The 22573-nt window shown below is 71.2% G+C and carries 4 protein-coding genes; 3 read left to right on the top strand and 1 reads right to left on the bottom strand.

Annotation, left to right across the window (positions count from 1 at the left end; genetic code table 11):
• The first annotated feature begins 4 nt into the window (after positions 1-4).
• A complete protein-coding gene (locus AC3WR5_RS32980) occupies positions 5-478 on the top strand; it encodes a hypothetical protein (RefSeq protein WP_492490027.1) in 474 nt (157 codons plus the stop codon).
• A gap of 63 nt (positions 479-541) precedes the next feature.
• Here the strand turns inward: AC3WR5_RS32980 and AC3WR5_RS32975 are convergent, their stop codons facing one another.
• Positions 542-20359, bottom strand: coding sequence for a non-ribosomal peptide synthase/polyketide synthase (locus tag AC3WR5_RS32975; RefSeq protein WP_492490025.1), 19818 nt, complete (start codon positions 20357-20359; stop codon positions 542-544).
• 174 nt (positions 20360-20533) lie between these two features.
• On the opposite strand from AC3WR5_RS32975, the gene AC3WR5_RS32970 reads away from it, so the two are divergent.
• On the top strand, positions 20534-21088 hold the full coding sequence (locus AC3WR5_RS32970) for a helix-turn-helix domain-containing protein (RefSeq protein WP_492490024.1): 555 nt from the start codon (positions 20534-20536) through the stop codon (positions 21086-21088).
• Complete coding sequence (locus AC3WR5_RS32965; protein WP_492490022.1) at positions 21085-22413, top strand: type II toxin-antitoxin system HipA family toxin; 1329 nt, start codon at positions 21085-21087, stop codon at positions 22411-22413. Before AC3WR5_RS32970 ends, AC3WR5_RS32965 begins: the two co-directional genes overlap by 4 nt.
• Positions 22414-22573: the final 160 nt, after the last annotated feature.

The following is a 22573-nucleotide window of genomic DNA, read 5'->3' as shown; positions in this document are numbered from 1 at the left end:
CCAAATGCAGATTCGCAGCTTGCTTTCCTCCGCTCTGATTGGCGCCGTCGCCAGCGCGCGGTCCATGACGCCGATGGCAACCATTGCGGCGGCGCGGCTCGCGAGGCGGCAGACGCCGGGGAAGCTGGTCCTGCTGGACCAGCCGGTGATCAAGTTCGGGGCCTTGGCGATGGGGGTTGGGGAACTGCTGGGGGACAAGATGAAGACCGCGCCGGACCGCACGGTCTTCCTGGGGCTGTTGGCGCGCGTGTTGAGCGCTGGGATCGCCGGGGCGGCGCTGGCGCCACGGGGTAGCGAGCGGGCCGGGGCCGCAGTTGCGGTGGCCACTGCGGTGCCGCTGGCCTACCTGACGCTTGCAGGCCGCAAGCGGGCGATGGCGCAGATCGGGCAGACGCGCAGCGGGCTGATCGAAGATGCGCTGATCGTCGCCGCGGGAGCGACAGTCGTGGCGCTGACGATGCGATCGAAGCAGGGCTAGCCAGAAAGTGGCCCGCAGGAGGACCGGCTTGGCCGCCCCTCCTGCCATCCCCGTGCCGGCCAACTACCGCCGCTCGCGCAACGCTGCGGCCACGCCCTCCAACAGGCCCGCGTGCGCCAGCAATCCAAAGTGCCCCACAGGCAAGGCCTGCTCCGCGGCGAGCGCCCGACCGAGCTGTGCCGACAGCACTGCCCGATCTGCAGCCGGCCGCTCGGCCACCCACCAGGATTGCACGCTGCACTGCACCGGCACCAGCGCATCGGCCTGCGCGGCGATCTCGCGCAGTCTCAACGCGACGCTGAAGACCCGAGCGAGTTCGCTGCCATCCAGGCTGTTCAGGTCGCCAGCTTCAGCTGACCCCGCAACGCCGCTGGCGCGCAGCAGCGCAATGCGGGCGTCCAGCCAGGCGGCGACGGTGGCTTCGTCGCCCAGCGTTTCGGTGGCGGGCAAAGTCGCAGGGTCCAGCTCGCTTTGGCCGGGCAGTGCCAGCTGGGCGAAGTCGCGCAGGGCCTGGCGGATGTCGCCGTCCATGACTTCTGACTGTTCGCCGCTGGCCGGAATGAACGGGTCCACCAGGCCGAGGAAGGCGACCTGGCGGCCGGCTTGTTCGAGCACTGCTGCGACGGCTGCGGCCAGCGTGCCGCCGAAGGACCAGCCGATGAGGTGCAGCGGGCCTTGCGGCTGCTGGGCCTGGACCATGCGCGCGTAATCGGCGGCCATTTGCGACAGCGAAGCGTCGCGGTGCGACGGGTCGCCGAGCATGCGGCTGGGGATGCCGTAGACCGGGCGCTGGCCCTGCAGGTGGCGGGCGAGCGGGCGGTAGTCGAAGACGGTGCCGAGACCTGCGTGCAGGCAGAACAGCGGTTCGCCGCTCGCGGTGGCGCCGCCTGCGTCCAGGCGCTGCAGGCCTGCCGGCGAAGCGTTCGGCTGCGCAGCGTTGCTGTGCAGGCCCAGCAGGCTGGCGATGGTGGGGCGCTGCATCAGGTCGCGCAGCTTGAAGGCCAGCGCGGGGTCGCCGAGCGCGCGCATCCTGGCCAGCACCTTGAGGCTGGACAGCGAGTCGCCGCCGCATTCGAAGAAGTTGCTGTCTTCGCCAATCGCCTGCACGCCCAGCACTTCCTGCCAGATCGCCGCCAGTTGGCGCGCCTGCGGTGTGGAAGGCGGCTTCACGGCCCGCCCTTGCGCCAGCTCGGGCTCGGGCAGTAGCGCACGGTCCAGCTTGCCGCTGACCAGGCGCGGCAATGCAGCCAGCGTGACAAGTTGCGCCGGCACCATGTAATCCGGCAGTTGCTCGCGCCATTGCTGTTGCACGCGGGCGGCCAGGCGGCCTGCGTCCTGCCCGGCCATTGGCACCAGGTAGGCGACCAGGCGGCGGCCACCGGTGCCATCGCGGGCGACGACGGCCACGTCCAGCACGCCAGGCATCTCGCGAGTGCGGCTTTCGATCTCGCCCAGCTCGATGCGGAAGCCACGGATCTTCACCTGATGGTCGACGCGGCCGATGTACTCGATGTTGCCATCGGCCATCCAGCGCACCAGGTCGCCTGTGCGGTAGAGGCGACCGCCTTCGTTGCCGAACGGGTCGGCCACAAAGCGCTCGGCCGTCAACCCCTGGCGGCCGAGGTAGCCGCGCGCCAGGCCGTAGCCGCCGATGTAGAGCTCGCCCACCACGCCGGCGGGCGCCAGGCGCATCTCTGCGTCGCAGACGTACACCGCGCGCTCGCCCACCGGCTTGCCGATGGGCGCATAGGCGCAGTCGAAACCTTCGCTCGCGTCGCTCTTCCAGATCAGCGGCGTGACGACGGTTTCGGTCGGGCCGTAGCCATTGATCAGCACCTGCGGCCGCAGCGTTTCGCGCACCTTGTCGTAAGACGCCTTGGGCATGGCTTCGCCGCCGAAGACATAAAGCTCGACCGGCGGCGCGTCGTTGCGCGTGCTGGCCCAATCCGCGAGCTGGCCCAGGTAGGCCGGCGGGAATGCGGCGTTGGTGACGCCGTAGCGGTGCAGCGCGTCGTAGGCCTGCTCGGCGGTCCACAGCTCGTTGTCGCGCAGCGCCAGGCCGGCACCCACGCAGAGCGCGGTGAGCCAGCGCTCGTGCGCACCGTCGAACGAGAAGGACATGAAGTGCAGCTCGCAGGAGCCCGGGCCCATGCCGTAGACCTCGGCCGTGGCCAGGCAATGCATGGCCAGCGGCCCGTGCGACACGGCCACGCCCTTGGGCGTGCCGGTGGAGCCGGAGGTGTAGATGACGTAGGCCAGCGCATGCTCGTGCACCGGCAGCGCGAGGTCGTGCGCCGGCTGGGCCTGCAGGTCCAGCGCTTCCAGCTCGATGCGCCGCACGCCTGCCGGCAGGCGCAGGCCAGGCAAGGCCTGGCGGTGCGCCAGCACGGCCTGCACGCCACTGTCCTGCACCATGAAGGCCAGGCGCTCTTCGGGATAGGCCAGGTCCAGCGGCACGTAGGCGGCGCTCGCCTTCAGGATGGCCAGCATCGCGGCAATGGTGTCCAGCGAACGCTCCATCGCCACGCCCACGCGCGCGCCCGGCCGCAGCCCCGCCTGGCGCAGGCAGCGCGACAGGCGGTTGGCACGCGCATTGAGCTGCGCGTAGCTCAGCTCCTGCTCGCCCATCACCAGCGCAATGGCCTGTGGCTGCGCGCGGGCGCGGGCCTCGATCAGGCAGTGCACAGCCGTGCGCGGCGCCGGCGGCTCGGCGCGGCCCTGGGCCTGCCGGCCCTGCAGCAGCAGCGCAGCCTGCTCAGGCGCAGAGAGCGGACTGAACTCGCGCAGCAGCGTGCCCTCGCCCGCTTCGGCCATGGCCTGCAGCAGCCCAAAAAGATGGCGCGACAGGGCTTGCACCTGCGCCTGGCCGAAGTGCTGGCGCTGGTAGATCAGCTTGATCATCAGCGTGTCCGCCAGGTGCACTTCCACGTCCATCGGGTAGTTGGACACATCGACGCTGCGTGGCGCGTGGAACACCAGGCCGCTGTCGGCCGAGCGGGCCAGCATCTCGCCGACGGGGTAGTTCTCGAACACCACGATGCTGTCGAACAATCCGCGGCTGCCCTGCCCGGCCCAGCGCTGGATCTCGTGCAGGGGCGTGTGCTCATGCTCGCGCGAAGCCAGGTTCTGCGCCTGCAGCGCACGCAGCCAATCGCCCAGGCGCTGGCCCGAAGGCAGCGCGGTGATGACAGGCAGCGTGTTGATGAACAGGCCCAGCATCTGTTCGGCGCCGGGCAGGTCCGCCGGGCGACCGGCCACGGTGGCGCCAAAGGCCACCTCGGGCTGGCCGGTGTAGCGCGCCAGCAGCAGCGCCCAGGCGGCCTGCACCAGCGTGTTGGGCGTGACACGCGCCTGGCGCGCGAAGGCCAGCCAGCGCGCGGTGGCGGGCGCGTCCAGCGCGGCTTCGATCTCGCCGTAGCCTTCGGGCACCAGGCCGGCCAGCGGGCGCGGCAGCGCGTCGGCCAGCAGCGTGGGCTCGGGCAGACGGGCCAGCTGGGTGCGCCAGTAGGCTTCGCTGGCCGCAGCGTCGCGGCTTTGCAGCAGCGCGATGTAGTCGCGGTAGCGGGACGGCGGCGTGGCCGGGGTTTCGCCCTGGTAGCGCTGCAGCACCTCGGCCAGCAGCCGGGCCGAGCTCCAGCCGTCCAGCAGCAGGTGGTGGTGGGTCCAGATCAGGTGGTGCGTGGCCTCGGCCACGCGCACCAGCGCCAGCCGCATCAGCACCGGCTGGTCCAGCGCCAGGCCCTGGTGCTGGGTCTGCGCCAGCGCGTCCAGCGCCTGCGGCAGGTCCGCCCGGCCGCGCCAGTCCAGCAGCAGCATCGGCAGCTCGGCGCTTCGCGCCACCCATTGGCGCGGTGCGCCGCTCAGCTGGACAAAGCCGGTGCGCAACACCTCGTGCTGCTGCACTGCCTGCTGCCAGGCCTGGTGAAAGCGCTGCGGGTTCAGGCGTTCGATGTCCAGCCGTAGCTGGGCCACGTAGGCGCTGCCGCCGGTTTCCACAAGGCTGTGGAACAGCATGCCTTGCTGCATGGGCGACAGCGGGTACAGGTCCACCAGCCGGTCCAGCGGCAGCGCGGCAGCGTCGAGCTGCGCCTGGTCCAGGCCGGCCAGCGGCAGGTCGGACGGCGTGATGCCGCGCACGCCGCTCGTGCAGTGCGCAATCAGCGCCAGCAGCTCCTGCTCGAAGCCGTCCACCCAGCCCTGCACGCTGGCCGCCTCGTGGCGGGCGCGGCTGTAGCTCACGGTGAGGCTGAGCTCGCCGTCCAGCACCTGGCCGTCGACCGAGAACGGGTGGAAGCGCGGCGCGGCGTCGTCCACCACGCGGCCGGCGCTCTCGGGCGCAGGCTGCCAGCCGCCATCGGCCTCGAAGCTGCCGTCCAGCTGGCCCAGGTAGTTGAAGACCACTTCGGCACGCGGCAGGGCTTGCAGCGCCTCGCGCTGCGCGGCGCTGCCCAGGTGCTTGAACACACCATGGCTCAGGCCATGAGCCGGCACGCGGCGCAGGTCTTCCTTGACCCGCTTCAAGGCCTCGCCAGGCTCGCCCAGCGGCGAAAGCGCCACCGGGAACAGGCTGGTGAACCAGCCCACGGTGCGGGACAGGTCCAGCGCGGGCGCCCTGGCCAACGCTTCGCGGCCATGGCCTTCGAGGTCGACCAGCACACGCGCATGGCCGCTCCAGGTGCACAGCGCGCGGCCCAGCGCGGTCAGCAGCAGGTCGTTGACCTGGGTGCGGTAGGCGGCAGGCGCCTGGCGCAGCAAGGCCTGCGTCTGCGCCCGGTCCAGCCGCAGTTGCAGGCTGGCCTGGTCGGCCGCGGTGTTGCGGCCATCCGGGTGATCACAAGGCAAAGCCGCCGGCACACCGGCCAGCGACAGCCAATGCGTCAGCTCGTCACCTGCCTGCGCGGCATGCGCCTGCAGGGCCAGCGCCCAGTCCTTCACGCTGCTGGTGGCCGGCGGCAGCGCGACCGGCTGGCCGGCGCAGCATTGCGCGTAGGCCGTCTGCAGGTCTTCCAGCAACACGCGCCAGGACACGCCGTCCACCACCAGGTGGTGCAGCACCAGCAGCAGCCGCCAGCTGCCATCGGCCAGCGCGACGGCGCAGGCACGCAGCAGCGGGCCGCGCGTCAGGTCCAGGCTGGCCTGGGCCACGTTGCAGATCGCTTCGAGCGCAGCAGCATCGGCCGCCTCGCGGTGCCACAGCAGCTCGCCCGCATCGACCTGCTCGGCATAGGCCTGCTGCCAATGGCCGTGCGCGTCGGCGACAAAGCGCAGGCGCAGGCTCTCGTGGTGGCGCACCAGCGCGGCCAGCGCGTCGGCCAAGGGGCCGAGCGCCAGCGCCTCGCGGCTGGCCAGCAGCACGGCCTGGTTCCAGTGGTGGCGGGCCGGAATGTCGGCCGCGAAGAACTCGGCCTGGAAGGGCAGCAGCGGCAGCCTGCCCTGCACCTCGCGGCGCAGCTCGGTGGCCTGGCCCACGGCCTGCACCACCGGTGCCAACAGCGCCACGGTCTGGCGCTCGAAGAGCTGGCGCGGCGTGAGGCGCCAGCCGGCGCGGTGCGCGCGGGAGACGATCTGCAGGCTGAGGATGGAGTCGCCGCCCAGCTCGAAGAAGTTGTCGTGGCGGCCCACGCGCGGGCGCTGCAGCACTTCGGCCCATAGCGCGGCAATGGCGGCCTCCACCTCGCCCACCGGCGCCTCGAGGGCGCCGGCCGTGCTGGCCTCGGGTTCGGGCAAGGCCTTGCGGTCGACCTTGCCGTTGGTGTTCAGCGGCAGTTGCGGCAGCAGCGTCAGGCTGGCCGGCACCATGTACTCGGGCAAGCCGGTGGCGAGACGTTCGCGCAGCAGCGCGGCATCCGCCACCTGGCCGGCATGCAGGGACGCATAGGCCAGCAGCCGTGCACCGCCCGGGCCGCTGCGCGCGACCACCACGGCCTCGCGCACCTCCGGCTGCGCCAGCAGCCGTGCCTCGATCTCGCCGAGCTCGATGCGGAAGCCGCGAATCTTCACCTGGTGGTCGGTGCGGCCCAGGTATTCGAGCTGGCCGTCTTCGCGCCAGCGTGCCAGGTCGCCGGTGCGGTAGAAGCGTTCGCCATCCGCACCGAGCGGATCCGCAATGAAGCGCTCGGCACTGAGCGCCGGCTTGCCCAGGTAGCCGCGGGCCAGGCCCACGCCGCCGAGGTAGAGCTCACCGGCGACGCCTGGCGGGCTGGGGTTCAGGTCTGCATCCAGCACCAGCGTGCGCAAGCCGGCGATGGGCCGGCCGATGGCGACATGGCCTCGGCCATCTTCGCGGCAGGTCCAGTGGGTCACGTCGATCGCGGCTTCGGTCGGGCCGTAGAGGTTGTACAGCACGGCGCCCGGCAGCCGCCGGAAGACCTCGCGCTGCGCCTCGGCCGGCAAGGCCTCGCCGCTGCAGACGATGCGCCGCAGCACTTCGTTGCAGGCCTCCACGCCTTCATGCGCCAGGAAGGCCTGCAGCATCGACGGCACGAAGTGCAGCGTGCTGACGCCGTGCTGGCGGATCAGCGCGACCAGGCGCGCCGGGTCGCGGTGTTCGCCGGGTGCGGCCACGGCCAGGCGGGCGCCGGCCATCAGCGGCCAGAAGAACTCCCAGACCGACACGTCGAAGCCAAACGGGGTTTTCTGCAGCACGGTGTCGCGTGGCGACAGCGCGTAGGCCTGCTGCATCCAGGCCAGCCGGTTGTAGAGCGCGCGGTGATGGTTGGCCGCGCCCTTGGGCCGGCCGGTGGAGCCGGAGGTGTAGATCACATAGGCCAGGTGCTCGCCATGCAGCAGCGGCCGCGGGTCCTCCTCCAACTCGCCAGCCACGTCCAGCGTGCGCAGGTTCCAGTTCGGCAGACCGGCAGCAAACGGCGCCACGTCGCGATCACTCAACAGCAGCGAGATGCCACTGTCTTCGGCCATGTAGGCCAGGCGTTCGTCGGGGTGTTCCGGGTCCAGCGGCACGTAGGCGCCGCCCGCCTTCATCACCGCCAGCAGCGCGACGACCATCTCGATGGAACGTGCCATCCACACGCCCACGCGCGCATCCGGCCGCACGCCGGCCGCGATCAGGCGGTGCGCCAGCTGGTTGGCACGGCGGTTCAGCGCGGCGTAGCTCAGCACCGTGTCGCCAAACACCACGGCCGGCGCATCGGGCTGGGCCCGCACGCGGCGCTCGATCAGGCGGTGCACCGGTTCCGCACCCGGCAGCGCCGGCTCGGCCACACCCCAGCGCTGCAGCGCCTCGCGCTCGGCCTGGGTGGCCAGCGCGAGTTCGGCCAGGCGCTGGCTGCCACCCTCGGTCAAGGCATCTGCCAGGCCTTGCAGCGCGGCCACGGTCAAGCTGCAGATGCGCTCGGCGCCAACGCTGCGCACCACCTGCGCAACGAGGTCGAAGCCGCCGTCCTGGTCCACCAGGTCGTCCACCGAGAGCGTGAACGGGTAGTTGGTGCGCTCCTCGCCGCCCAGCATCTCCACCCCCTGCCAGGCCGACACACCTTCGGCCGCGGCCGGGCTGCCGTAGCGGTAGTTCAGCAGCGCGGTGAACATCGGCGTGCCGCCGGGCAGGCCGCTGCAGCGCTGCGCCAGCGCCAGGCTGGCGTGCTCATGGCGCAGCAGCTCGGCCAGCGCCTCGTGCGTCTGCCGCAGGGCCTGGGGTGCATCCTGCCCTGCCAGCCGCAGGCGCAGCGGCAAGGTGTTGATGAACAGGCCCATCGCGCGGCCGACCTCGGCGTCGCCCTGCAGCCGGCCGAACAGCACGGTGCCGAAGACGACGTCGTGCCGCCCGGTGCAGCGGGCCAGCACCATGGCCCAGGCCAGGTGGAACAGCGCCGCGGCGCTCACGCCATGGCGCTGCGCCTCGCGCCGCAGCTGGGCTGCCAACGCGGCCGGCAGCGGCAGGCGCAACTCGTCGATGCCGGTGCCATCGCCGCGCACGTCCAGCAGCTGGAACGGCGCGGTCGGCTCGTCCAGGTCGCCCAGCGTGCGGCGGAAATAAGCCTCTTGCGCGGCGCGGTCCTGCGCGCGCACGGCCTGCGCCACGTAGCGGCGGAAAGGCACCGGCGCCGGCAGCGCGGCCTCGCGGCCTTGCTGCACTTCGGCGATCTCGGCGATCAACAGCGCCAGCGTGGTGTGATCCAGCACCAGGTGATGGCTGGGCAGCTGCAGCAGCCAGCGCTGGCCGGCGGCATCCTGCGCAGCCAGTGCGCGCAGCATCGGCGCGCGGCGCACGTCGATGCGCTGGCGCGCCGGGTCCACGGCGGCGTTCAGGCGCTCGGCTGCATCGCCCTCGCCTTGCGCCAGCCATTCGAGCGCCAGCGTGGCCTCGCGCTGCACCACCTGCACCGGCGCGGCCAGGCCTTCCCACAGCACCACTGTGCGCAGGATGTCGTGCCGTGCAATCACCCGGTTCAGGCTGGCGATGAAGGCCAGCAACCTGGCCTCGCTGTCAAAGGCCAGCAGGCAGGGCGTGACATAGGCGTCGCCCGTCTCCTGCATCAGGTGATGGAACAGGATGCCTTCCTGCAGCGGGGCCAGCGGGTAGACGTCCTGCACATTGCGCGCGCCGCCGGGCACGGCAGCCTCGATCAGGCGCAACTGCGCGTCGTCCAGTGCCAGCAACGGCAGCATCGCCGGGGTCAGCGCGCTGCAACCGGCCGGCACGGCGGACTCGGCGTCTGGCGACACCTGCACCTCGCCCACCGGCTGCAACACGGCCGCCAGCTCGGCCAGGCGTGGCCGCTGGAACAGCGTGCGCACGTCCGTCTGCCAGCCCTGGCGCCGCAGCTGCCCCAGCAGTTGCACGGCCAGCAGCGAGTGGCCGCCGAGCGCGAAGAAGTGATCCTGCCGGCCCACCTGCGGGCGACCCAGCAGGGACTGCCACAGCGCGGCCAGCAGGCATTCGCGTTCGCCTTGCGGCGGCTCGAAGGCCTGCGCCTCGGCCAGCGCAAGTTGCGGCAGCGCATGGCGGTCGATCTTGCCGTTGGCGTTCAGCGGCAAGGCGGGCAGCACCGCAATGGCGGCGGGCAGCATGTTGTCCGGCAACACACCGGTCAATGCAGCACGCAGCGCTTCGCCGTGCAGCGCCGTGCCTTCGTCCGCCGACACATAGGCCAGCAGCCGCGCGCCGGTGGGCGCGGGCTGCGCCACGACGACCGCTTCGCGCACGCCGGGCTGGGCCAAGAGCTGCGCCTCGATCTCGGCCAGCTCGACGCGGAAGCCGCGGATCTTCAGCTGGTGGTCGCTGCGGCCCATGTATTCGAGCGCGCCGGTTTCGGTCCAGCGCACCAGGTCTCCGGTGCGGTAGAGCCGGCCGCCACGGGTGGCAAAAGGATCCGCGACGAAACGTTCGGCGCTCAGGCCGGCGCGGCGCGCATAGCCGCGCGCCAGCAGCTCGCCGCCAATGCACAGCTCGCCAATGGCGCCTGGCGGCGCGAGGTTCAGCTCGGCGTCCACCACGTACAGCTGCCGGCCCGGCAAGGCCTGGCCGATCGGCAAACGGGCGGGCACCGGCAGGGCCTGCTGCACATAGGGCGCGCAGTCCAGCACCGTGGCGGTGACGGCGGCTTCGGTCGGGCCGTAGGTGTTGCGCAGCGCCACGTGGGAAAGACCGGCCTCGCGCCAGGCGGCCAGGCCTTCGGGCGGCATGGCTTCGCCGCCGGCGTGCACCAGGCGCAGCCGGCCATGGTCCTTCAGGCCCAGGCGCGCGAAGTCCTGCAGCAGCAGGAACCAGTAGGCGGTGGTCAGGTCGGCCACGGTGATGCCGTGGCGGTGCAGCGCGCGGTGGAAGGCGTGGGCATCCCACACGTCCGGCCCGCGCAGCACCACGGCCGCGCCCACGCACAGCGCGGGGTACAGCTGCTCGACGAAGCCATCGAAATTCAACGTGGCGAACTGCAGCACGCGGTCCTCGGGCCGCAAGCCGAAGAAGGCCTCGGCCACCTGCACATGGTCGGCCAACGGGCCGTGCGCCATCGCCACGCCCTTGGGCTTGCCGGTGGAGCCGGAGGTGTACATCAGGTAGGCCAGTTGGCCGGCATGCACCTGCACCTGCGGGTCATGGCCGGCCTCATCGCCCAGGCGCAAGGATTCAATCTCGACCACGCGGCAGCCGGCCTGCACCGGCAGGCGCTCGCGCACCGCGGCGTGGCACAGCAGCAGCGCCATGCCGCTGTCGTCCACCATGTGCGCCAGCCGGTCCGGCGGATAGGCCGGGTCCAGCGGCACATAGGCGCCGCCGGCCTTCAGGATGGCCAGCACGGCCACCACCATGTCGACCGAACGCGCCAGTGCCGCGCCCACGGTGACCTCGGCGCGCACGCCTTGGGCCATCAGCCAGTGGGCGAGACGGTTGGCGCGCTGGTTCAGCTCGGCGTGGCTCAGGCGCTCTTCGCCGAACACCAGCGCCGGCGCCTGCGGGCGCAGCGCCGCCTGGCGTGCAACGCGTTGGTGCACCGGCTCGAAGCTGGCCAGGCAGGCCGCGCCGGCGCCGTGTTGCAGCCAGCTGGCGCGGGCCGCGGCGTCCAGCGCCTGCACCTCGCCCAGCACCTGCTCGGGCGCCTCGGCCAGGGTCAGCACCAGGTGCCGCAGTTGCGCGGCCAGGGCCGCCGCGGCGGCGGCGCTGAAGTGGGAACGCGAGTGATCCAGCGCGATGGTCAGCGTGCTGCCCTGGTGCACCGACAGCGTCATCGGGTAGTGCGTGTCGTCCTGCATCGCCACGTCGCCGAACTGCAGGCCGCCAGGCGCGGCTTCGGCCAGCACCTGGTCCACGGGGTAGTTCTCGAACACCAGCAGCGTGTCGAACAGCGGCTGGCCGGCACGGCCGGCCCAGCGCTGGATCTCGTACAGCGGCGCATGCTCGTGCTCACGCGAGGCCAGGTTCTGCGCCTGCAGCGCGCGCAGCCAGTCGCCCACCCGCTGCGCCGCCGGCAGCGGCACGGCAACCGGCAAGGTGTTGATGAACAGGCCCAGCATCTGCTCGGCACCCGGCAGCTCGGCCGGCCGGCCGGCGACCGTCGCGCCGAAGACCGCCACCGATTGCCCCGTGTGCCGCGCCAGCAGCAGGGCCCAGGCGGCCTGCACCAACGTGTTGAGGGTGATGCGCTCGGCGCGCGTGGCCGCCAGCAGGGCTTGCGTGGCCTCGGGGCCGAAGTCCAGCAGCTGCCTGCCCTGCCCTGCTTCGGGCTGGGCGGGGTGCGGCAATGCGTCAGCCAGCAGCGTGGGCTCGGCCACTGCCGCCAGGCGCTCCTGCCAGTAGCGCTGGTCGGCCGCCGCGTCCCGCGCCTGCAGCCAGGCCAGGTAGTCGCGGTAACGCGCGAAGGTGGGTGCCACGGTGGGCGCCAGCGCCTGGCCTTCGTACAGGCGCAGTACCTCGCCCATCAGGCGCGAGGCGCTCCAGCCGTCCAGCAGCAGGTGATGCAGGGTCCAGATCAGGTGGTGGCGCCGGGCGGCCAGCTGCACCAGCGTCAGGCGCATCAGCGGCGGGCTGGCCAGGTCGAAGTTGGTGGCCAGGTCGGCACTGGCCCAGGCGTCCAGCGCTGCCGTGGGTTCGGCCAGCTCACGCGCATCGTGTTGCGCCAGCGGCAGCGTGGCCTCGGTGGCTACCCATTGCAGCGGACGTTCCCCGACCAGGAAACCGCTGCGCAGCACCTCGTGGCGAGCCAGCACGGTTTGCCAGGCGGCGTGGAAACGGGCCACGTCCAGGCCAGTCACGTCCACGCGCAGCTGGGTCACATAGGCGGCGCCCTGCTGCTCGTAGAGGCTGTGGAACAGCAGGCCTTGCTGCATGGGCGAAAGCGGCAGCAAGTCCTGCAGCCGGGCCGCAGGCACGGGCAAGGCGTCCAGCTCGGGCTGGGTCAGGCGGACCAGCGGGAAGTCCGACGGCGACACGCCGCGTGCGCCGCTGCAGCAATGCGCCACCAGCGCTTCCAGCGCCTGCTCGAAGCCCTGCATCCAGGCCTGCACGGCGGCTGGGTCATGGCGCTCGCGGCTGTAGGCCACCTCCAGCCGCAGCCGGCCTTCGAAGACCTGGCCATGCACGCTGAACTCGTGCGGGCGCGGGGTTTCGGGGTCGACCGACTCGCCGGCAGATTCCGCGGCCGGTGTCCACGGCGCTTCGGCATCGAAGCTGCCGTCGAACTGGCCGAGGTAGTTGAACAGCACCGGCGACGCGGGCGCAGCGGCCAGCGCCGCGCGCTGCGCAGGCGTGCCGAAGTGCCGCAGCAGGCCGTGGCCCAGGCCCTTGTGTGGTGCCTGGCGCAGCGCTTCCTTGACGCGCAGCAGCGCGGCACCAGGCTCGCCCAGCGGCGCCAGCCGCACCGGGTGCACGGTGGTGAACCAGCCGACCGTGCGCGACAGGTCCAGCCCCGGCACCAGGTCTTCCCGGCCGTGGCCTTCGAGGTCGACCTGCAGCTCGCTGCGGCCGCCGGCTGCGCACAGCGCGCGGCCCAGCGCGGTCAACAGCAGGTCGTTGACCTGCGTGCGGTAAGCGGCCGGCGCCTGCTTCAGCAAGGCCTGCGTGGTGGCGGGAGACAGCGTGAACGACAGGCTGGCCTGGTCGGCCATGCGGTTTCGGGCCTGCGGCCGGGCGCAGGGCCAGGACCACGGCTCGGCAGCTTCTGCCTGTGCCAGCCAATGCGGCAGCTCGTGCCCATGGTCCGCGGCGCGCGCCTGCAGTGCCTGCACCCATTCGTCGTAGCGGCTGGTGGCCGGCGCCAGCACCACCGGCTGGCCGGCGGCCTGTTGGCGCAACGCCGTTTCCAGGTCCTGCAGCAGGATGCGCCACGAAACGCCGTCGACCGCCAGGTGGTGGATGGCCAGCAGCAGGCGCCAGCTGGCGTCCGGCAGCTGCACCGCGAGTGCGCGCAGCAGCGGGCCGTGTTGCACGCTGATGCTGCGCTGTGCTTCGTCACAGTGGCGCTGCAGCTCGGCCGCATCGGCCGCCTGGCGCAGCCAGAGCAGCTCGGCGGCGTCGGCCTCGTCGGCGGCTGCGTAGCGTTGTTGCCAGACGCCTTCGGCAGAACGCCCGAAACGCAGCCGCAGGCTGGGATGCTGGCGCAACAGCGCGGCCAGCGCGGCGCGCAACGGCTCGGGCTGCAGCGCGCTGCGGCTTTGCAGCAGCACCGCCTGGTTCCAGTGCAGCGAAGGCGCGGCCTGGGCGAAGAAATCGGCCTGGATGGGCAGCAGTGGCAGCCAGCCCCCGGGCAAGGCCGCCACCGCGGCGGGCCCGGCCGCGTGCACCGGCTCGGCCACCTGGGCCAGTTGGGCGACAGTCTGGCGCTCGAAGAGCTGGCGCGGTGTGAGCCGCCAGCCGCGCTCGCGGGCCCGGGCGACGATCTGCAGGCTGAGGATGGAGTCCCCACCCAGCTCGAAGAAGTTGTCGTGCCGGCCCACGCGCGGCACGCCCAGCACTTCGGCCCACAGCGTGGCCAGGGTGGTCTCTGCCGCGCCCTGCGGCGCGGCATGTTCGGCGGCAGCTTCGAAAGCCGGCGCCGGCAGCGCCGCCCGGTCCACCTTGCCGTTCAGGTTCAGCGGCAGCGTGGGCAGCACCACCGTCAGGCTGGGCAGCATGTGCTCGGGCAGCAGCTCGGCCAGACGGCTGCGCAGCGTGGCACCGTCCACCGGCTGGCCGGGCAGCAGCGACACATAGGCCACCAGCCGCAGGCCGGCGCCGCCGGGCAGCGCCACGGCCACCGCCTCACGCACCTCCGGTTGCGCCAGCAGCTGGGCCTCGACCTCGCCAAGCTCGATGCGGAAGCCGCGGATCTTGACCTGGTGGTCGATGCGACCGAGGTATTCGAGTTGGCCATCCAGGAACGACGGGCCGCTCCCGAGTTCCTGGTCCCCCTTGGGGGGCGGGCCGGGCGGCAGCCCGGTCCTGGGGGCCGCATTTGAACGCCAGCGCACCAGGTCGCCGGTGCGGTAGAGGCGCGCGCCGTTCTCGCTGAACGGATCGGCCACGAAGCGTTCGGCACTCAGGCCGGCGCGGCCCAGGTAGCCACGCGCCAGGCCGCTGCCGCCCAGGTACAGCTCGCCAGCCACGCCGGGCGGCAGCGGTCGCAGCGCGGCGTCCAGCACATGGGCCGTGCGGTCGCCCACCAGGCGGCCGATGGGCATGTAGGCCGCGTCGAAGTTTTCACCACGCTCGGCCTTTGCAATCGTCGGCGTGATGACGGTTTCGGTCGGGCCGTAGCCATTGATCACACGCTCGGGTTTCAGCACCGCGTGCACCAGCGCCAGGCTGGTGCGCGGCATGGCTTCGCCGCCAACCGTGTACGAGCGGATCGGCAGCCGGCTGGCGGCCTCGCCCATCAGCTCGGCCATCTGGTGCAGGTAGCTGGGCGTGAAGCAGGCCACAGTGATGCCGTGGCGCTGGATCTCCTCGCAGGTGCGCTCGACCGACCACAGCTCCTCGTCCCGCGGCATCAGCGCCGAGCCGAAGGCCAGCGGCACCCAGATGCGCTCGTGCGCACCGTCGAAGCTGATGGAGGCGAACTGCAGCTCGCGGTCCTCGGGCCGCATGCCGTAGGCCAGGCCGATGGTCTGCACATGCATGGCCAGCGGCCCGTGCGCCACCGCCACGCCCTTGGGCTGGCCGGTGGAGCCGGAGGTGTAGATGACATAGGCCAGGTGCTCGCCGTGCAGCGGCACCTCGGGCGCGTGCGTGGGTTGGTCGGCCAGGTCCAGCGTGTCCAGCAGCAGCGTTGCCGGTGCCGGCAGGCCGCGCTGGGTGCGGGTGTGCGCCAGCAGCAGCGCCACGCCGCTGTCGGCCAGCATGTAGGCCAGGCGCTCGGCCGGGTAGTTGGCGTCCAGCGGCACATAGGCGCCGCCGGCCTTCAGCACCGCCAGCAGCGCAACCACCATGTCCAGCGAGCGTGGCAGCGCCAGGCCCACGCGCACTTCGGGCGCCACGCCAGCGGCGATCAGCCGGTGCGCGAGCCGGTTGGCGCGGGTGTCGAGTTCTGCGTAGCTGAGCTGCTGCTCGCCCATGATCAGCGCGACCGCATCGGGCCGCAGTGCGGCCTGTTCGGCGACCAGCTGGTGCACCAGCCTGCCGTCGCAGCCGCTGGCGTCGCCGCGGCCCCAGGTCTGCAACTGCGCCTGCTCAAGGGGGCTGAGCAGTGCCAGCGTGTGCAGCGGCTGGTCGGGCTGCGTGGCCAAGGCCTGCACGAGTTGCTGCACCGCGCGCTGCATGTCGTCGCAGATGCGCTGTGCGGACACGCGGCGGTCGATCTGTGCGATCAGCTCGAAGCCCTCGCCCTGGTCGTTCACCGACAGGCCAAACGGGTAGTTGGACGACTCGTGGAAGGCCAGGGTTTCAATGCCTTGCCAGGTGCGGGCTTCCTGCGCCGCGTCGGCCTGCGCGGGCGTGACGTGGCGGTAGTTCAGCAGCGTGGCGCACAGCGGCGTGCCGGCAGGCACGCCACTGCAGCGCTGGGCCAGCGACAGGCTGGCGTGCTCGTGGTGCAGCAGCTCGGTGAGGGCGGCGTGCGTTTGCCGCAATGCCGCGGCCACGCCCAGGCCGCGCAGCTTCACGCGCAGCGGCAGCGTGTTGATGAACAGGCCCAGCGCGCGCTCCGCGCCCTCGCCGCCCTGCATGCGGCCGAACAGCACCGTGCCGAAGACCACGTCGTCGCGCGCCGTCGTCTTGCCCAGCACCAGCGCCCAGGCCAGGTGGAACAGCGTGGCCGCGCCAATGCCGGCCAGCCGGCACTGCTGGCGCAGCGCCTGAGCCAGCGCGGGCGCCAGCATCTGGCGCGCCTCGGCCAGCGAAGCGCCATCGCCCTGCAGGTCCAGCAGATCGAACGGCGCGGTGGGCTCGGTCACGTCGGCCAGCATGGCCTTGAAGAAACGCGTCTGCTCGGCCGGATCCGCCGCCTCGCGGGCCTGGGCCACAAAGCGGCGGAACGGCACCGGGGCCGGCAGCTGCGAAGCGCGGCCCTGCAGGATCTGCGCGATCTCCTCGACCAACAGCTCCTCGGACGCATGGTCCAGCGCCAGGTGGTGGCTGGGCAGCTGCAGCAGCCAGCGCTGGTTGGCGGCATCCTGCGCGGCGAGCAGGCGCATCATCGGCGCGCGCCGCACGTCGATGCGGAAGTCCCGCGCCTGCACCAGCGCGGTCAGTTGCGCGGCCACCTCGTCCCCAGCGGTCGCCGCGCCTTCCAGCGGCCATTCGATGGCCAACTCGGCCCGGCGTGCCACGACCTGCACCGGTTCCGGCAGCCCGTCCCACAGCACGGCGGTGCGCAGGATGTCGTGCCGCGCCACGACCTGGTTCAGCGCCTCAACAAAAGCCTGCAGGCGCTCGCGGCTGTCGAAGCCCAGCAGGAAGGCATTGACGTAGACGTCACCCTCGGCCTGCATCATGTGGTGGAACAGGATGCCTTCCTGCAGCGGCGCCAGCGGGTAGACGTCCTGGATGTTGGCGGCGCCGCCAGGCACCTGGGATTCGATCAGTCGCAGATGGCTGTCTTGCAGCGCGACCAGCGGCAGCATCGCTGGCGTGATCGACTCGCAGCCCGGCGGAATGCCGACCACTTGCGGGGCCGGCGCGGCGAGCTCGTCCACCGACACCGGCTCGACAAGCTTGGCGAAGTCCGCCAGCCGCGGGTGCTGGAACAGCTCGCGCACCTGCACCTTCCAGCCCTGGCGGCGCATGCGCTCCAGCAGCTGGATGGCCAGCAGCGAGTGGCCGCCCAGCGCGAAGAAATTGTCGGCACGGCCAACCTGCGGCAGGCCCAGCACCTCGACCCACAGGGTGGCCAAGGCCTGCTCGACCTCGCCCTGCGGCGGCTCGAAGGCTTGCTGCGCGGTGGCCAGCTCGGGCTCGGGCAAGGCCTTGCGGTCGACCTTGCCGTTGGCGTTCAGCGGCAGCGCCGGCAGCAGCACCAGCGCGGCCGGCACCATGTACTCGGGAAGTTGTGCGGCCAGCCGCTCGCGCAGCAACGCAGCATCGGCCGCTGCACCCGGCTGCGGCACCACGTAGCCCACCAGCCTGTCGCCACCGGCCGCGCTGCGCACCAGCACCACGGCAGCCTGCACCTCGGGCTGCGCCAGCAACTGGGTCTCGATCTCGCCGAGCTCGATGCGGAAGCCGCGGATCTTGACCTGCTGGTCGATGCGGCCGAGGTAGTCGAGCTGGCCATCGGCGCGCCAGCGCACCAGGTCGCCGGTGCGGTAGAGGCGCGCACCGGGCGGGCCAAAAGGGTCGGCGATGAAGCGCTCGGCACTCAGGCCTGGACGGCCCAGGTAGCCGCGCGCCAGGCCGGCACCGCTCACATGCAGCTCGCCGGGAACGCCCACCGGCAGCGGGTTCAGCGCCGCGTCCAGCACCTGCAGGCCGAGGTCCGGGATGGCGCGGCCGACTGGGCTTCTGCCTCCTGCCAAATCCGCAAGGTCGGCGCGCGTGATGGGCCGGTAGGTCACGTGCACCGTCGTTTCGGTGATGCCGTACATGTTGACCAGCCGCGGCGTTTCATCACCATGGCGGTCGAACCACGGGCGCAGGCTTTCCGGCTCCAGCGCCTCGCCGCCGAAGATCACCTGGCGCAGCGCGAGCGGCGCGGCGCCCTCTTCTTCGGGCAGATGCACCAACTGTTGGAAGGCCGAAGGCGTCTGGTTCAGCACCGTGACCTGCTCGCTGCGCAGCAAGGCCATGAAGTCCGCCGGCGAACGGCTGACCCAGTACGGCACCACCACCAGCCGGCCGCCGGTGCACAGCGCACCGAAGATCTCCCAGACCGAGAAGTCGAAGGCGTAGGAATGGAACAGCGTCCACACGTCCTGCGGGCCAAAGCCGAACCACGGCGCGGTGGCGCTGAGCAGGCGCGCCACGTGCCGGTGGCTGAGCTGCGCGCCCTTGGGCCGGCCGGTGGAGCCGGAGGTGTAGATCACGTAGGCCAGCTGGTCCACATGCGCGGCGCGGGCCGGGTTGTGGGCATGGGCATCGGCCAGCAAGGGCGACGGCGCGTCCAGGCACAGCACCGGCAGCGTGGCCGGCACCGGCACCTTGTCGCGCAGCGCGCTGGTGCTGAGCAGCAGCGCCAGGCCGCTGTCCTCGACCATGTAGGCCAGGCGCTCGGCAGGATAGTCCGGGTCCAGCGGCACGTAGGCGCCGCCGGCTTTGAGGATGGCCAGCAGGCCGACCACCAGTTCGATCGAGCGCTCGACCGCCAGGCCGACCTTGCACTCCGGCCCCACGCCCCGCGCGATCAGCTGGTGCGCAACGCGGTTGGCACGCTGGTTCAGCTCTGCGTAGCTGACATGCGCGTCGCCCAGCGTCAACGCGATGGCCGCGGGCTGGCGCTGCGCCTGGGCTTCGATCAATTCATGCAGCGGCGCCACCGGCGCGTCCTGCAGCAGCGGCTGTCGCCATTGGCGCAGCTGCGCCTGCTCGGCGGCGCCCAGCAGCGGCACCCGGCCCAGCGCCTGCGCGGGCGCATCCACCAGCGCCTGCAGCAGCGCCAGGTAGTGACCAGCCATTCGCGCGATGCTGGCCGGCTCGAACAGCTCACGGGCATAGACGAACTTCAGGCGCGGTTGGCCTGCTTCGTCCTCCGCCACATCCAGCATCAGTTCGAACAGCGCCGCAGGCGCGGCCGGCGCCAGGCTCTGCACCTGCAGGCCGGCAATGGCTTGCGCGCTGGCAGTGGCGGATTGGCGCTGATGGTTCAGCAGCACCTGGAACAGCGGGCTGCTGCCCAGGCTGCGCTCGGGCTGCAGGGCTTCGACCAGTTGCTCGAACGGCAGGTCCTGATGGTCCTGCGCGCCCAATGAGGCTTCGATGGCCTGCGCCAGCAAGGCCTGCAGCGGCAAGCCGTCGTGCAGCTGGCTGCGCAGCACCTGGGTGTTGACGAAAAAACCGACCACACCTTCGGTCTCGCTGCGGTGGCGGTTGGCAATGGGCACGCCCACCCTCATGTCCGCCTCGCCGGTGTGGCGGTAGAGCAAGGCTTGCAGCCCCGCCAGCAAGGCCATGAACAAGGTGCCGCCCTGCTGCTGGGCCTGGCGGCGCAAGCCTTGCACCAGCGCCTGCGGCAGGTCCAGTTCATGCTGGGCCGCGGTGTAGCGGCCGTCCGCGCGGCGCGGGTGGTCGGTGGGCAGTTGCAGCACCGGATGCTCGTCACCCAGCTGCGCACGCCAGTAGGCCAGCTGGCGTTCCTTCTCGCCAGCCGCCAGCCACTGGCGCTGCCAGAGGGCGTAGTCGGCATAGGTCACGGGCAAGGGCTTCAGCGCGGCGGCCTGGCCGGCGCAGCCCGACTGGTACAGCTCGGCAAACTCGGCCACCAGGATCTGCAGCGAGCGGCCATCCGAGACGATGTGATGCATCACCACGGCCAGCACGTGGTCCTGCGCGCCCAGGCGGACCAGCGCCACGCGCAGCAGCGGGCCCTGCGCCAGGTCGAAGGGCGTGTGGACCAGCGTGTGCAGGCGGGCCTGCACGGCGTCGCTGTCCGGCGTGTCGCCGTCATGCGCCCACAGCTGAATGTCCAGGGCTTGCGCGGGCTGAACAAGCTGCTGCGGCAAGCCGTCTTCACCCGGCCGGAAAACGGTGCGCAGCGCTGCATGCCTGGCCACCAGCGCATGGAACGCCGCGCGCAAGGCGGCTTCATCGAGCGGCCCCTGCAAGCGCAGCGTCTCGGCCATGTGATAGGCCGAGCCTTGCGGCTCCAACTGCCACAGGAACCACTGGCGCTCCTGCGCATGCGACAGCGCACAAGCCGCCGCCCCATCCGTGCCCGCCTGGCGCCGCGGCACCGGGAACTGCGCCATCTGCAGCCCCTCCGCCTGCATCTTCGCGTAGGCGGCACGCCGCTGGGCGTCCGTCAGGGCAGCAAAGCGTTCGGCGATGCGTTGAGCGGCAGCGAGATTCGGCGTGGAAGCGGGCATGGTCGGCTGTGTCTTGGAAGGAACGACCGGAGCACGCGACTAACGCGAGACCGGACATGGTCAAAGACGAAAGCCGGGGGTTGGTGTTTAGGGTGAGCGGCATGGAAAGCGCGGCGCCGGTGTCCGCAAACGCGCGGCAGGCCTGCTTCCATCCGCCCGCTCACAACAGAAGCCATGGTTGCCATTGAGGTAGAAAAATGCGAAGAATGTTTTCTGTTATCCAACCGATTGGCTCAAGCCACGAAACCACCGGGTAAGCGTCTCCATTCATGGCAATTACCTGCCACATTGGTCATAATGATTTCTCTTATGCCTGCAAAAGCACCGCCTCTTTACCCCTCCCAGTCGCGCCTTCTGGGCGCTTTGGGGCAACGCCTGCGCCAGGCTCGCCTACGGCGACGGTTCACGGTCACGCAGGTGGCCGAGCGGGCATCGGTTTCGCGCCCCACCCTCAACAAGGTCGAGCAAGGGGACGCCTCGGTCACCATGGGCACCTACCTGCGCGTACTGGCGGTGCTCGGGCTGGAAAAAGACCTGGACCTGCTTGCGGCAGACGATCCGGTGGGCCGCCGGCTTCAGGATGCCGAACTGGGCGTGCCGCGGCGTGCGCCAAAGCGGAAGAAGGGGCCGGAACCGGTCAATGAGCTCAGTCCCGCTTCGTCGGCTTCGTCTGCTTCGTCCAAGCCGGCCGCACCAGCCATGCCGGCGGAAGGCGGTGCTGCTTCATGAGCGCGCGCGGCAAGAAGGCGCAGGCCGCGGGCGCGGCACCGGTCATCCACACGCTCCCCGATGGGCTGGAGGTCTGGCTCGACGACCCTACATTCGGACCCCTGACCCACCTGGGACGACTGCACCGCGCGGGGCAGGAGTCCGTGCGCTTCGAATATTCGCCGCTGTGGCTGAAGCGCGCAGAGGCCTTTGCGCTGGACCCGGAGCTCTCGCTGGCCAGCGGCAACTTCCACCCGAAGGACGCCAATTTCGGCATCTTCATGGACAGTTGCCCCGACCGCTGGGGGCAGACGCTGATGAAGCGTCGCGAGGTGGTCGAGGCGAAGCAACAGCAACGCGCCCGCCGCGAGCTGCGGCCCTGGGACTTCTTCCTGGGCGTCCAGGATGTGACGCGAATGGGTGCACTGCGCTTTTCCGCGCTGCAAAGCGACAAGCAACTCAAGCAGGGGCCGCCGCCCGTGTTCGTGGACGGCAGCACCCTGGCCAACGAGGCGCTTGCTGCGCCGGCATTGACCCACATGGGCGAGTTGCAGGCGGTGGCCCTGGCGCTCACGCGCAAGAAGGTGGACGACCTCGGCCTGCTGCAGCAGTGGCTCAAGGTGCTCGTGGCGCCCGGCGCCTCGCTTGGCGGCGCCCGCCCCAAGGCCAACCTGCAGGACGGCCAGGGGCGCCTGTGGATTGCCAAGTTCCCCGGCGCCGACGACGACCACGACTGGGCCTTGCGCGAGATGCTCGTGCATCAGCTCGCCGCAGAGTTCGGACTCAACGTGGCCCAGGCCCGGCTTGAGCGCATCGGGCACGGTCACCACACCTTCGTCACGCAGCGCTTCGACCGCCAGGACGGCCACCGGCGCTTCTTCACCTCGGCCATGGCCGTGCTCGGCCGCAGCGACAGCGAAGACGCGTCCTACCTGGACCTGGCCGAGTTCATTGCCTCCAAGCAAGGCGTGGAGGGCAAGATTGAACAAGACCTGCGGGAGCTTTTCCGGCGGGTTCTCTTCAATGTCGCCGTGGCCAACCGCGACGACCATCTGCGCAACCACGGCTTCATCCGCGAGGCCACAGGCTGGCGCCTGGCCCCCGCCTACGACCTGAACCCGTCCACCAAGAAGGACGTGCACGTCCTGGCCCTGGACGACGCCAGCACCGAGCCGGACCTGGCCACCGTTCTGTCCACCGCCAGCCTCTACCGCGTCCGCCCCCAGCAAGCCCAGGAAGACCTGGCCCGCCTCAAGACCGTGCTCAGTACCTGGCAAAACAAAGCCAGGCAGCTCGGGTTGTCTGCCGAAGACCGGGCGGAGTTGGAGGGCTGTTTTCAGGTTTGACTGTGCTGGACCATGGCGTCGCCCAGGAGGATCAGAACTCAACCCATTGATCGAACGCAGGCCCTCGTTCGCCTGCGCGCCCAGGTGATGTCCCAGGACGTGGTGTAAGTCTCTGAGTGAAGGTGGCCAGCGAGAGAGGGGGGCCATCGTGAAGTACCCG

This window comes from Ideonella sp. FW305-24 (assembly GCF_058788035.1).
The sequence above is the reverse complement of the archived record's forward strand: the minus strand, read 5'-3'. Positions and strand labels throughout refer to the sequence as shown.